This window comes from Pseudomonas sp. GM50 (assembly GCF_000282375.1).
GTDB lineage: Bacteria > Pseudomonadota > Gammaproteobacteria > Pseudomonadales > Pseudomonadaceae > Aquipseudomonas.
In genome coordinates this window covers 43,543-58,248 of record NZ_AKJK01000076.1, presented here as the reverse complement: position 1 = coordinate 58,248, position 14,706 = coordinate 43,543, and the positions used below count along the sequence as shown (strand labels likewise).

At 56.4% G+C, this 14,706-nt stretch carries 7 protein-coding genes; 3 read left to right on the top strand and 4 right to left on the bottom strand.

The features are described 5' to 3' along the window. Positions 1–18 precede the first annotated feature (18 nt). Together purD and PMI30_RS11080 are read left to right on the top strand one after the other, a co-directional pair. Complete coding sequence (purD, locus tag PMI30_RS11075) at positions 19–1,314, top strand: phosphoribosylamine--glycine ligase (protein WP_008011232.1); 1,296 nt, start codon at positions 19–21, stop codon at positions 1,312–1,314. 99 nt (positions 1,315–1,413) lie between these two features. Then, positions 1,414–4,191 (top strand): hybrid sensor histidine kinase/response regulator, encoded by a 2,778-nt coding sequence (locus tag PMI30_RS11080; protein ID WP_008011230.1) that lies wholly within the window; start codon positions 1,414–1,416, stop codon positions 4,189–4,191. Positions 4,192–4,270: 79 nt separating this feature from the next. On the opposite strand, the gene PMI30_RS11085 is transcribed toward PMI30_RS11080, so the two are convergent. From PMI30_RS11085 to PMI30_RS11095, 3 genes are all read right to left on the bottom strand, one after another. Beyond that, the gene (locus PMI30_RS11085) at positions 4,271–4,966 is read right to left on the bottom strand and encodes a hypothetical protein (RefSeq protein ID WP_008011229.1); all 696 of its coding nucleotides are present in this window, start codon (positions 4,964–4,966) and stop codon (positions 4,271–4,273) included. Between the two features lie 56 nt (positions 4,967–5,022). After that, on the bottom strand, positions 5,023–5,829 hold the full coding sequence (locus PMI30_RS11090; protein WP_008011226.1) for a hypothetical protein: 807 nt from the start codon (positions 5,827–5,829) through the stop codon (positions 5,023–5,025). Between the two features lie 177 nt (positions 5,830–6,006). Then, positions 6,007–6,678 carry a hypothetical protein gene (locus tag PMI30_RS11095; RefSeq protein WP_008011225.1) on the bottom strand — a complete coding sequence of 224 codons (672 nt, stop codon included), beginning with the start codon at positions 6,676–6,678 and terminating at the stop codon, positions 6,007–6,009. A gap of 291 nt (positions 6,679–6,969) precedes the next feature. Here PMI30_RS11095 and PMI30_RS11100 point away from each other — a divergent pair, with 291 nt between their 5' ends. Then, on the top strand, positions 6,970–7,581 hold the full coding sequence (locus PMI30_RS11100; RefSeq protein WP_008011223.1) for a MarC family protein: 612 nt from the start codon (positions 6,970–6,972) through the stop codon (positions 7,579–7,581). 69 nt (positions 7,582–7,650) lie between these two features. Here PMI30_RS11100 and PMI30_RS11105 read toward each other — a convergent pair whose 3' ends face one another. Then, positions 7,651–14,679: a TcdA/TcdB pore-forming domain-containing protein gene (locus tag PMI30_RS11105; protein WP_157173032.1), complete on the bottom strand. Its 7,029-nt coding sequence runs from the start codon at positions 14,677–14,679 to the stop codon at positions 7,651–7,653. Positions 14,680–14,706 lie beyond the last annotated feature (27 nt).

Genomic DNA, 14,706 nt, shown 5'->3' with positions numbered 1-14,706 from the left:
CATCCGAGGTTTTTTGAAATGAATGTTTTGATCATTGGCAGCGGTGGCCGTGAACACGCCCTAGCCTGGAAAGTGGCTCAGGATCCGCGCGTGCAGAAAGTTTTCGTTGCCCCGGGCAACGCCGGCACCGCCATTGAAGCCAAGTGCGAGAACGTCGCTATCGACGTGTTGGCGCTTGAACAACTGGCTGACTTTGCCGAGAAGAACGTTTCCCTGACCATCGTCGGCCCGGAAGTGCCGCTGGTCGCCGGTGTCGTCGATCTGTTCCGCTCCCGTGGCCTGGATTGCTTCGGCCCGACCGCGGGCGCTGCTCAGCTGGAAGGTTCGAAAGCCTTCACCAAGGACTTCCTGGCGCGCCACAAGATCCCGACCGCCGACTACCAGAACTTTACCGAGATCGAGCCAGCACTGGCTTATCTGCGTGAAAAAGGCGCACCGATCGTGATCAAGGCCGATGGCCTGGCCGCCGGTAAAGGCGTGATCGTCGCCATGACCCTGGGCGAAGCCGAAGACGCGGTGCGCGACATGCTCGCAGGCAACGCGTTTGGCGACGCCGGCTCTCGCGTGGTGATCGAAGAATTCCTGGACGGCGAAGAAGCCAGCTTCATCGTCATGGTCGACGGCAAGAACGTATTGCCGATGGCCACCAGCCAGGACCACAAACGCGTCGGCGACGGCGATACCGGCCCGAACACCGGCGGCATGGGCGCTTACTCCCCGGCCCCGGTCGTCACGGCCGAAGTCCATCAGCGGGTCATGGACCTGGTGATCTGGCCGACCGTGCGTGGCATGGCCGAGGAAGGGAACATTTACACCGGTTTCCTCTATGCCGGCCTGATGATCGACAAGGCTGGTAACCCAAAAGTCATCGAGTTCAATTGCCGTTTCGGCGATCCTGAGACCCAACCGGTGATGCTGCGTTTGCAGTCGAGCCTGGTGTTGCTGGTCGAAGCGGCGCTGGCGCAAGCTCTGGACAAGGTCGAAGCGCAATGGGATCCACGTCCGAGCGTCGGCATCGTACTGGCCGCTGGCGGTTACCCGGGTGACTACGTCAAAGGCGTTGCCATCAACGGCCTGGATGCAGCCGCGACACTGGAAGGCAAAGTCTTCCACGCCGGCACTGCGCTCAAGGACGGTCAGGTGGTGACTGCCGGTGGTCGGGTGCTGTGCGCAACCGCCATGGGCACCAGCGTCGACGCAGCCCAGCAGCAGGCTTACAAACTGGCGGCTAAAATCGACTGGGAAGGCTGCTTCTACCGCAAGGACATTGGCTACCGCGCCATTGCCCGCGAGCGTGGCGAAAATCAGGAATAAGCCATCCATTCGGCCAGGCAAGGGCTTGCGGCCCTTGCCTGACTATTCCGGCGCCGCGCATAGTTATACTCTGGCATCAACCTACGAAGGGATTTCGCCGTGCGCTGGCTCAGGATTGCCATAGGCTTCACCGTCACTCTGCTGACCTTGCTCTGCATGCTCCCGGCCCAAGCCGCGCAAGGCAGTGGCTGGGCAGTATTGCTCGACGAACAGGGCGACCTGCAGCTAAGCGACATCCGCTCCAGCCGCTACACCAATCAATTCAGCCCCATCGAACTCGACCGCCTCACCGCGGCCGCGCCCGACGGTGCACTATGGCTGCGCTTCAGGCTCGCGCCCGGCAAACACGAACAGTTGCTGCGAGTGTTCGCACCGGACCTGTCGCACCTCAATCTGTATGTGCTCGACGGCGACGAACTGATTGATCAATTGAATACCGGTACCGGGCAGCTCCAGACCAGGCGCCCACTCCCCAGCAGCGACTTCATGTTGCCGTTGCCACAAAGCGACAAAACCCTCGACGTCTACTTGCGGCTGGTCTCCGAACACCAGTTGCGGCCTTACATCACCCTGCAATCGGCGGTCATGACCGCGGCCACTCAGAACCTGACGCTGATCTACGGGCTGCTCTTTGGCTGCATCGCAATGCTGATCCTGCATAACCTGACCCGTTATGCCTATACCCGCTCTCGCAGCTGCCTCTGGCTGGCGGCGTGCGAAGTATTGTTGCTGCTCAGCCTGGTGTTGCTGCTGAATCTGGCCGGCCCATGGTTACCGAACTGGCACGCCGTGCAGACACCCGGAGCCTACCTCGCCCTGTTGCTGACCGCACCTTGCGGCCTGATGTTCGCCTACCGTTTCTTCGCCCCGCTCGGCCCACACCCACTGAACAAGCTGCTGCTGGGCGACATCTTGTTCATCGTGGTCTGCGGTCTGCTGTTGTTGTTCGTCAACACGCTGCCGCTGAACCTCATCACGTACGTGCTGGTTGCCCTGGCTGGCCTGAGTATGTTGTTCGTCAGTGTCCATCACTGGCAAAAAGGTTATCGCCCGGCGCGCCTGTTCGTGGCGGCCATGGTGGTATTCAACCTCGGCACACTGATTATCCTGCCGGCGCTGCAGGGGCTGACCCTTGTCGCGCCGCAAGGCCTGATCATCATTCTGCTGGTGTTTATCTGTATCAGCGGCCTGTTGATGAGTGTTGCCTTGGGCGAGCGACAGCGCAGCATCACCGAAGACCGTTTCAGCGTCAGTCGCGACCTGGCCGCCAGCAACGCCGAGATCAACGCCAAAGCCGAATTTCTGGCAAAAATCAGCCACGAAATCCGCACCCCGATGAATGGCGTGCTGGGCATGACCGAACTGCTGCTGGGCACACCGCTGTCGGTCAAGCAACGCGACTATGTACAGACCATCCACAGCGCCGGCAACGAGCTGCTGACCCTGATCAACGAAATTCTCGACATCTCCAAACTCGAGTCCGGGCAGATCGAACTGGACGACGTGCAGTTCGACCTCAACGCCCTGATTGAAGACTGCCTGAGCATCTTCCGCGCCAAGGCCGAACAGCAGAACGTCGAGCTGATCAGCTTTATCCAGCCACAGGTACCACGCGTCATCAGCGGAGATCCAACGCGCCTGCGCCAGACCCTGCTGAGCCTGCTGGAAAACGCTCTGAAGAAGACCGACGAAGGCGAGATCCTGATCGTTGTCGCCCTGGATGAACGCAGCGCCAAACCGCGGCTGCGCATCGCTGTGCAAGACAGCGGCCAGCCCATGGAGGCGGAAGAACGTGACGCGTTGATGCATGCCGAACTGCACAGCAAGCACTTTCTCTCGGCCACCAGCCTGGGGGGTAATCTTGGGCTGGTCATCGCCCGTCAGCTGATCCGTTTGATGCAGGGTGAATTCGGCATCAAAAGCGGCGCCAACCAGGGCAGCACATTATGGCTGACCCTGCCACTGGACCCGGACCGTCTCGAACATCCGACCTCGGACCTGGACGGCCCGCTGCAAGGCGCACGCGTACTGGTCGTGGACGACAACGACACCTGTCGCAAGGTGCTGGTGCAGCAGTGCAGCGCCTGGGGCATGAACGTCAGTGCCGTACCATCCGGCAAGGAGGCCCTGGCGCTGCTGCGCACCAAGGCCCACTTGCGCGATTACTTCGACGTGGTCCTGCTGGACCAGAACATGCCCGGCATGACCGGCATGCAACTGGCCGCCAAGATCAAGGAAGACCCGAGCCTGAACCATGACATTCTATTGATCATGCTCACCGGTATCAGCAATGCCCCGAGCAAGATCATCGCGCGTAATTGCGGGATCAAGCGCATTCTCGCCAAACCGGTGGCCGGCTATACCCTCAAGACCACGCTGGCGGACGAGCTGAACCAGCGCAACAAAGGCCTGCCCGTCTCGCAGCACCTGCCTACCGGCCCGACCCTTCCGGTCAAGGTACCCAGCGATTTCCGCATCCTGGTAGCCGAAGACAACAACATCTCGACCAAGGTCATACGCGGCATGCTGGGCAAGCTCAACCTGCAACCGGACACCGCCAGCAATGGCGAAGAAGCGCTGATGGCGATGAAGGCCCAGCGCTACGACCTGGTGCTGATGGACTGTGAAATGCCGATCCTCGACGGTTTCTCCGCCACCCAGCAACTGCGTGCCTGGGAAGTTGGCAATCAGCGGATACGCACCCCCGTGGTGGCGTTGACCGCACACATCCTTGCCGAGCACAAAGAGCGCGCGCGCCAGGCCGGCATGGACGGGCACATGGCCAAACCGGTCGAGTTGTCACAGCTGCGCGACCTGATCGAGCATTGGGTTGCCCAGCGCGATCAGCAGAATCGCGCCACGACTCAACCGTCGTGAATCGACAGATATTGGTTTGCGCCTAGACAGCGCAGATCATTTTTGCAGGTATCAGGGATTGAACACCCAAAACAACTGCCTACTCATTGGTTTTTAGCGATTGCACGGCCTTTACAAGCTCCTCACGAGCAGGTGCAACTGCCATAGCAATTCTCTTGCGCCACGGCTCAAAGGCCGTCGAATCCAGCACCGAAATACAACCGTTGAACTCGATCTCACCGACGATATCGTTTGTTCGAAAGATGTGCTCAATGATTGAGTTCGGGAGCGTTTCACGGGTTTCGAAACTGAAGGTCAAACAGATTAACCGCGTACCCGCCAGGACAATACTGACCTGCAATCGGACTCTGGTCAGCTTCGAGGCCTGATCCTCAGCGACCGAATACTGGCGCAGTTGAGTGCGCACCGCACTCTGTGGCGGTAGTCTGGACAATTCGACCAGCGCACGGTCAATGGCGTCGACATAAGGACTGGAAAGATAAAGACTGACTTTGGATGCCACTATTTTACTTATCGTCTGGCACGGCTGCTTTGAATCAGGTTTGAACGAACCGCCGAAATCCTGAAGACGCGCCCAGCCAAACTGATTAAGTTGCGAGCGATACAGCCCCCACCACTGCACATACTCGGTCAATGAAGGAAGCTTGGCCGCCGAGGCAAGTTGCATATATAAAGTCGAATCGAGCACATCACCCCGTACGCTCTGATTCAGTTCATGCGACAGCAACAAAATGCTTCCGCCAATAACAAACATGTCGTAGTTTAAATTCAACATAAGCGTTACTTCTTGGGCTCAAAAAAAACCGGAGGCAAATGCCTCCGGCTCCATTATTACTTACCGGCTAAAATGGCCTGGAACGCTCGCTCATCCAGTTCATCCAGGTAGGCGTTTACCATCTCCTCCCTTTTCGCGGGATAATCTTCCTCATGGATGACCATGTACGCAGTGTCCTGGTAGACTTTGATTTCAGAACTTTTCCATTCAAAGAACAGCACGCCACCGTCCTTGCCAGGCTCCGAGGAGTAATTGACAGCCGCAACAGCCATGTTTACGTAACCTTCCTTGTCTTGTACGCCGGAGGCTATTCCAAAACGGCGCCCCTTGTCTTTCTCTACAGAACGATTGAAAAGGGTGAGCGCTTTTTCGTCCTTGTTGAGAGAGCCAAGGGTATCGGAAACCAGAGAGGGGATACCGACTCCTCCGGCGACGCCCTTGACGATACTGCCAACAATATCGACTACTACATTCGCCATGGTCAGACTTTGCGTTTTCTTTTCATACTCCTTGGAAACCTGGACAATTTTGGTCCACTTCAACGATGTAAGAACTTGCACCAAAAACTGAAATCGCTCCTCCATCTGGTTTTTTTCAGGGTACCGGTTGGTGGCCATGATCTCGGCAAACCGATAAGTATTGAGCGTAACTTTTTTGTTGCGGCGAGTCATGCCTTCCAACAAACTGACAATATTAGGCCCATCGACCACCGTTTGAATATTGTCCAGGTCAATCAGGCTCGACCCCGACTTCGCCGAAAAATTCGCCATACGCGATTTTGCCTGAGAGGCAGGATATTGCTTGATCAGGCCAGTAATTAGTTCCGACTGCTCCGCATCATTTAAAACAGCAACTTGATTCATTCTTCAACATTCCTTTGTTATTAATATGAGCCAACCCGACTCAGAAACAATACTATCAAGACCAACTTAAAAACCTCAAACAACGAACACATACAAATAATTACAACGCACAAACAAACAATTAAACACCCCTACCACACGTCACCTAGTGGGTGGCACCGGGCAGGCTCAGCTTGATCAGTTGCGCGATATCAGATCGATAAAATCCTGATCTTCCAACTCATCCAGTGCGTCCTGCAATGCCTGGCGTTTTTTTTCGATGTCTCGTTGCCGAATAGTAAACTCTCGCACCCTGATATCCAGTTGTGCCATCGAGAGTCCGACACTCCAAAAACCAGTAGACCAGTCAAGTTTAAGAAGACGTACATGACTCAAGAATATTCCCAACGTGCCATCCGGGTTAAGCTCGACGGGCAAAATCTCAAGCTCACCGGACTCTTTCACTCTTGCGGCGAAGGAATCTTTCAACACATCGTCGTGCCCCAGCATATTTAAAGCGTTTGCAAGGGTCGCAGCCTTATGACGCCCGACCTTCTTGGACATGACATCCAGATACGCCTCCGTGACACTTCCGGAAAATTTCCTGTCGATTACTTCCACCAGTGGCCGATCAAGCCCCCAACCGATAGACCAGAGTACTCCTGAGTAATATTCGAACCAGTCAGCAGCCTGTTTGACGCTATTGTATTTTTTGTTCGCGCGGGCTTTTGCATATCTAACACTGTTTTTTATGAACTGTTTATCCATTTCGGAAAGTTCACCACCAAAACCCAACAAACTGTTATCTAAAACCGAGGCACTGTTATTCGGCGCAATCGTTTCGGTATTTCCTTTCAACTCATAGTCCATTTAAAACTCCTGCCTACCTGGCATTTTTTGATTTCTTGATATGCTCAATCTTGTCCACAGAAGACTTCTTGATCCAACACACTAACAAGAAAAAATCAGACCACTCAATTGATGAAGAACAACATTTGATGTCCGCCCGCATTGATGCAAGAGTGGCCGCGCGGTCATGCCGGTGTGCATTAATTGAAAGGCGCCCGGCAGCACGGCGAGGACGGGCACGAATTGAGCGAGCCGACAGACCTTGTAGCGCCTGATAGACTCCCCACGACTTCCCTCGCCAGTGAGCTTGCCATGCTCCACGTGTTGTTCAGCGTTTACCTGAAGATGCTGGTGCTCTACAGCCCATTCTTCGTATTGTCCTGCTTCATCAGCCTGACCCGCGGCTATTCACGTAAAGAGCAGCGACGCCTGGCCTGGAAAGTGGCAACCGCCACGCTGGTTTCCAGCGTCTTGCTGTACCTGTTCGGACGGGTCATTTTCAGTGTTTTCGGCATCACCGTGGACGCGTTTCGCATCGGTGCAGGCAGTGTGCTGTTCATCTCGGCGCTGGGCATGGCCCAGGGCAAGTCAGCGGTACAGACCGACAATGTGCAGCAGGACGTGACCATTGTCCCGCTGACCATTCCGCTTACCGTCGGTCCCGGCACTATCGGTGCTCTGCTGGTGATGGGCGTCAGCCAACCGCATTGGGACGACAAACTCACCGCAATCCTCAGCATTGCGCTGGCCAGTTTCACGGTCGGCGTGGTGCTTTATCTGTCCAACCGGATAGAACGGATTCTGGGCGATCAAGGCCTGCAGATCGTCAGCCGTTTGATGGGATTGTTTGTCTGCGCACTGGCGGCGCAGATTATTTTTACCGGGGTGAAGGGCTATCTCGTACCTGGCGCCAGTGCCTCATGAAAAAGGCTGCGGGGGATCAATCCCGCAGCCTGCCGTAGCCCCTTGGAGACAGATTGTCCGCTTACGGGACTACGTCTTGAGTGCCTTCTCCAGCAGTTTCACCAGATCAAGACTGACACCCTGCTCCAGGTCCAGCATCAGCTCCTCAAGGGTGACGAACAGCTGATCGCCGGAAACATTGATCAGCAGATTAAACGTCTCCCGCGATACCGCTCCAGCGGATTCGACATTTCGAAAAATCAGGCTGCGCCCGTCATCTGGATCGGTCAGCAACAGATGCCCCTCGGCCAACGTGATCCGCCAGTGATCCATAGGCGGCAGTTGCACGAGCAATTGACGCTGTCGGGACGCTGACTGATGGAAGTCGATAATCAGGCAGTCGAGCCGTAACCAGGCGGCTTCTGAGATCTGGCATGTCATCTGGCCTTCGAGTCCCAGCACCAGTGTGGTGACACCGTCCGGAATCAGCATCAGCAAGTCCTCGATGTTGTCCCGGGTCTGGATCGTCATCACCTGGGCCGTTCGACTCACCATGCCTGCATGCATCCAGACATCATGGTCCGGCACCAGCCACGCACCGTTTCTGTTACTGAACACTTCACGCGTGACGGTATTGTGCAGTAGCGCAATTTCGCCATCGCGCGCGCCCAGATAAGCAGGCCAATGCCCATTGGTCTGTACGGTCGAGTAGTAGAGGCGCTTGGCACCTGTGTCATACCAGGCAAAGAGATCATCGAATCTGCCCGCGGTCAAAACGGGCGCGCAGGAGCGGCCGGCAATCAACTGGAGCAGCTTGTTTTCCCGCTCCTGCCGGGTGCCAAGACCAAAGAAGAAATCGCTTTCCACACCGACGATACGAGGCGCGTCACCTTCAAACAGCTCGACCCACACATGCTCTCGGGTCAAGCCACGCAATCCCGCGCCTTCGGGTGCGATCCGGGTGAAAGACCATTGCGCAGCCACCCGCTGCATTGCCGGCAACCGGTCTCGATGCAACAGGCGCGTGCCATTGGCAAAGGCCGCCGTAAACGCTTCGGGCTCCATGAAGGGCTGGCGATAGACCTGCCCCGAGGCCGGATCCCATAACCATGCAGCCTTTTTGTCTGGGGTCTGCGCCAATAGCTGTACGGATTGACCCGCACTCATATCGGCAATCAACATGCGTCGCTCCAGGCACCAGACACGCAGGAACGCATTGCCGGGGACATTCAGCACACCAGACACTTCAAAACCGTCGGTAGCCGTCTCTTCGGCAAGTGCCACAACGCTCGTGTGCCATTCAAAACCGTCACCGGCGGCCGATGCAGCCTGTGCCAGCCAATCCTTGTTCAGCGCAACCAGCTGCGACTCATCAGTCCTGCTCAGTTGATACAGCATCCCGTTCCGGGTGAGCGCAATGTGACGCTGCTCCTGGAAAAACACCTCGACCACCTCGTGAGGCAGAATCTTTGCTGCTGGCGCGGATGGCTCGTCGTTCTGCGTCGTCACCCGCTGTCGGTAGAGACTGCGATGGAGCTGATCAAAGAACAGGAACGTATCGCCGTCGGCGTCCTGGGTGTTAAGTAAAGTCAGATTGCCTGAGCCCGCCTCCACGTTCGGCCGAATCACGAGCCCGTCATCGCGTCGCAACCAGAGATTGATGGGATTGCGAGAATCGTCATGCCAATAGGTGATCGAAGTCAGCGGGGCGCATTGATAATCCACGACACTCACTGCATCGAAAGGCGCGAGTTTCTCGTCGCGTACCATCAATTCGTAATCCCAGAAGAAATACGCAAGAGAGACCGTGTTCTTGCGTTGCAGCAATGCCTTCTGGCCCTCGGTCAGTGGGCCAATGACCGAAAACAGCGAGAGGTCATTTGCGCCGAGCAGGTAAGTCATCTTCATGTCACGACCGTTACGCAGCACGACTTTCTGAACGATCCGTATCAATCCTCCCTCCAGTTCCTGGAAGGCCGAAATCCTTGAGCCCGGCACTGGATCCATCAACCGGTAAATCCGGTTGACCTGCCCGGTGGCCACATCCGTGCGCCAGATCAGAACTTCGTCGGGGACATAGTAGTATGCGTACTTGTCGACAATGGCGCCCAGGCAAGCGGCTTTCTGATAGGCCGGATCCAGGCCACGGACAAACAGGAAACGGTCTTCGTTGCGGTCGTATTGGGCCGTGGTGTAAACCGGTTCGAGGGGATCGCTGTAGGGGACAGGAAAATCCCGGACACCCGTATAGCGACCAGCCAGACGCAGGGAACGCGCGTGCTCGCGGAGGGACGCCTGTGCAGCGGAAGCATTATCGCCCGAGCCGATCGATATCTCGGAGATGAGCAGGCTCCCCCGCTCCCAGTCCACTTGATACGACTGCTTGTCCAGTTGCACAAGTAAAGGCGACTTGTCAGGGACATGGACCTGGATCGCGCCCAACTGCACACGAGCCCCTTCAATTTTCACGTCGCTCTCAGCCAGCCAGGTTGCACTCAATGCCCAGGACATCGACGGCGCATCATCGTGCTTTATCAGCGTGATCGCCCGCACACCTTCGGCCAGCATTACCGTGCATTGCCCTCCCTGCCCCAGAATTTCGTAGGACAGAAAATTGTGCAGCTCTCTTGGCAATTTCGGCACGTGGAGAAAACGGTTTCTGCGATCCAGTACTACGTTGATCAACGTCTGCGAATAATTGGGTACCAGTTGATGCAGCACATACTCGGTCGGAAACCTGTAGAAACTGAACCAGAACTGGCGCTCCCCTGCACTGTCGTTCTCGAGTTTCAGCGCCGTTTCAAAATGCTCCCTGCGGGTGGTCGAAAACGGCGATGCCTTATAGTCGAATCCGAAGTAGCAATGCGGCATGCACGGGAGCACGACGACATCAAAGTCTGCGGCATCGGGAATCGCACTTTCGTATGCATAGCCGAGTGACTCACGGATGCTGATCGACAATGACCGATCCGGGTTGCCCTGCGGCGGATGCAATGCATGGGGGATGGCCGCGTAAATGTTCAGCATGCCGCCGTAACGCAGTAGCCGTGCGTCAAGGTCCAGATGTGTGACGACGACATAGGGGCTGATACACAGCGCATCGTCAATCCGCGAAAACCCGCCGCTGCGATAACCCTGCTCAATCAGATTCAAATATTGGCCGACCTGACGGGCCCGCTCCAGTATTCCGCTGAAACCTTCGACCAACGCGCCGATGCCGACCGCCAGCCCCCCCAGGATGACACTCGCCCCGCCCAGAAACGCAGCCGCAGTACCGGCACCGACCAGGGAGGCGCCAAGCCCGCCAAGCCCCGCCACCAGGCCTGCGGAATCGAACGCCAGCTGGGTTGCGAACTGGGCAATCTGAGCCTCATTCTCGGCATTGGCCAGCAGATAAATATCGAAGCCGACCGCCGCCAGTTGAAGAATATTGCCCACCCCCTCATTGGCCACATGCCCCAGGGCATTGATCACCACCGAGGAGGTGGTTCTGGCGACCAATAGACTGTCGGTGAACGCGATACGCACCAGATTGATCAGTTCCACAACATCCACCACGAGGCCATGGGTCAGTTGTGCATAGGACAGATAGCCATGCAGGCGCACCGCAGACGTCAATGCCGTCGTCCCACCGTCGGCGGACTCCCGATCCTTCAGAGCGAACAACAGGGCTTGAATGGCGAATCCGGCGTTGAGCGTATGAACGGCCCCCACATCGGTCGGATCAACCACACCAGGGCGGGGCGCTTTAACCGACAGCGTCCGGTAAATGTCTGTCAGGTGAGACTTGATGGTGTCCAGAAGCAGGTCATTGGTCACGACTCTGCGGGTCTGACCGGCGTCCCTGGCATTGACCAGGGTAATTTCACGCTGGCCTGTCGCACCGGTCTTCAATGACTCAAAGACCGGCACAAAGTCACGACTCAACTGATGCTCTGCCTGCAAGCGAATGGTGGCGCTTTCGATCTGCCGCGCCCAACCCCGGGCGTCCAGCCGAGCCAGGCCATCACCCAGCCGGGCATTTTCCGACAATGAACGGGCACGTAATGCCGCGTGATGCTGCCAAGGCTCGATTGACCGTCCGCCGGCCATCTGCTTGCGCCTCAGTAAATCGCCGACAGTCACCCGCGAAGGCAAAGTCTTCTCGGCAATGCTCGAACCATTGAGGTCGATCACATCGAAAGCCGGATTCGACATCTCGCCGAGGCCATAATCCCTGGCAATATCTTTATCCTGCAAATAGTTGTTGATGCCTTGCTGCAAATCCTCTGCCCGCCTGAAGGCACACAGGCCGAAATTGGGGTCATAAAATCGATAGGATGTCTCCCCCTGCTCCACGACCTTGCTCACCAGCATCGAGTGATTGCCAGTGTTGAGCATCAAGCTGGCGGTGGAGGTTTTCGCTTCCAGTGCCTGCATGATCGCGCTCAAATTCACAGCCGCCGTTTTTTCGCCGAATTGCGACATGGGAATGCCGCGCAACTCATCCAGAACATGAAACAACGCATGGGTTTCAGCGGCGTCAGGCGCGAGGTTGGCAATGGCCAGTTTACCGACCAACGCCCGCTCTGCCGTGTTGCCACTTTCAAGCGCCGCGGCCATGACCAACGCCAGGGGATAACAATGCCGGCCCGGATCACCACTTCCGCGTACCAGCAGCTCCTGCGGCAACTGTTTGACAGCGTCGGCCCCGGCCTGGAAAAACCGTTCGCGGACTAAATGCCCTTCCTGCAGAATCTTCGCCCGGTATTCGTTCCTGGTCGCCGTTTCGATCCTCTGGACGTGCTCCCCCCACTGCCGCACACTCAACGGTTCAGCAAGAGCCCGTACCTTCAATATCTGCGAGTTTTCTAGCACCTGCCCGGACAGAGGTGAGGCATTGTGCCCGGCTTCGAACATCGCCGGTCGCCGATTGAACAGGGTCTGCTCGATCAATTCGTAACGTGCGAAAAGCCCGCGATCCTGAGTGCTTTCGGCTAGGGCGACCGTCTCCTTCCAGGCAGGTGCGAACCCCTCCTGATCCAGAGTGGATGCACCGAACAGGCCGCCAAACACGACACGGTGCAGCGGGTTCAACTGCTCCGCAGACAACTTGCCGCCAGCGATACGCTCCAATGCCTCGTTCATGTTGCCAAGCGACTCGGCGTCTATTGATTCAGGAAGTGTGCTGGCAGGTTGCGCCAGGATTTGCTGCCGCGTCTCAAAGTCGAGGGCGATGCGATCTTTGAACGTGATGTCGCCGATAAACTTTTTATTCATCGCGCGCATGAAGGGTTCGCCCAGATCATCAAGCAGCTGTTGCAGCACCGATGTCAGCAACACGGGTTTGCCTTCGATCACCGGCCAGCCTTGGTTGAAGGTCAGGGTCTGCCCCTTCAGCAAATCCGCAAGATTGCCGGTGTATCGGGCCTTGTATTTGCCATCGCGCCAGTTCTGCTGTTCTTTCGATACCCACTCATCTAGTTCTGTGACATTGTCGACCCACCCGCTAATGGTCTCTTCTTCCGTTGCACGGTTGTATCCGGTGTCGAGTTTCAGCTGATCTTTCAGCTGCGCCATAGTGTCCGGAACGCAGTGGGCTTGTATAAAATCGTCCATCCCCCAAATGGCAGCGCCGGGCCCGGTCAAGAGAATCGTCCCACCGGCCTGGGGATAGATTCCGTCGCGATGGTAATTACCTATGGCGTCGAGCAGTTTGGGGATGTTCGGATTCGTATAGTCCAGGGGACGGTGTGTCAGCTCACTTTCCCGCTGAAGTATTTCTTGAGCGAACTGCCCGGCCAAACCGCTATCCCAATGACCACCAGTGTTGATGATTTTCTGTTCCACATCGAGCAGCAAGTCGTAATTGCTACGGATGCGCTTCATGATCGAATGAATCATCCCGGACTCAGGATGGGCCATGATGAAAGCGTTCATCTCTTTGTTGCCCAACGCCGTTCCCAAACGAACACCTTCTTGTGGAACGGTCAGTCCCTTAGTCGCGGCAAAAATATCAAGCACGCCAGGACTGCTTTCTGAAAACTTGACTAAAGCTTCCCGATCTTCGACGGGTATTGACCCTATCTGACTCTTGTACCGATTTTTGTCACGTTTGGGCATCAAGGCAGGATTACCATTGAGCAACAATTGCAAGACACCCAACTTTTGACTGAAGGAATACTTGCTGATGTCTACACCGCCCAACTCTTCTACCAATGGCGGCAGATAGTCCAGGTCACTGTAAGTGCCGCCCTCCAGGGTTTCCGCCTGAAGTCGAATCACATCCGAAGCGGCGGCCAGATTCCCGCGAAACGACACTTCACGCTCATAGACGTCCCACAGAAAGTGAGAGCTGAATGCCGCGCGGGCATCGCGTACCCGAACGTGCTCCCCCGCCATCGCCAAGTGACTCTCCAGGTATCGTGCCCTCGCGCCTTCAAGCGTGACCCGATCCTGCCCATAGGCGTTGACCAGCAAATCTATGCGCGCATCGTCACCTTTGCCACCACGTTGTTGAACGGCGTTGACGTGCTCGAACATTTGCCGTCGCAAGACCACCACACGACTTTCGACGAGTTCAAATAGATCCTTGAGCCGGGTCAGGTCCGCCCCGCCCGACTCCATCGCATGCGCCTTGGCAGCCTGAGTAATGATCCGGTTGGTATCAAAAGCCATCAGCGCGTCAGGGTCATACCAAAGATTCAAGGTATGTCCGTCTTTGCTCAACACTTGCTTCCAGATATTGAAGTAGTCGCGCTGGTTATCCCCGAACAGAGCGCCACCCACCCAGACGAAATGCATGTTTTTCGGCACCGGCGGATGGACTTTGGCAAGTATTGCTACCGTCTTTTCGATCCTGGCCACATAAGCTTTAGTGTCGGCATTGGCTTTGCGAAGCGTGTCGGTCATCGACCCGGTTTTTTGCCGGATCAGCGAGGCAAGCGTTTCCAGGAACAACTTTGCCGGCGCCAATTGATCAGACAGCCGATCACTTTCACTCGCAGCCTTGTAATACCGGTTGAGTGCGGCGTGTTCTCCACTGCCTGCAAACTCACCGAGGTCACCGGAGAATCCGGATAGACCGACAGCCGTGACAAAATCTTTCCCGGTATCGGGCAACTGCATCAATTCACTCATAATTCATAATGTCCCTATTGGATTAAC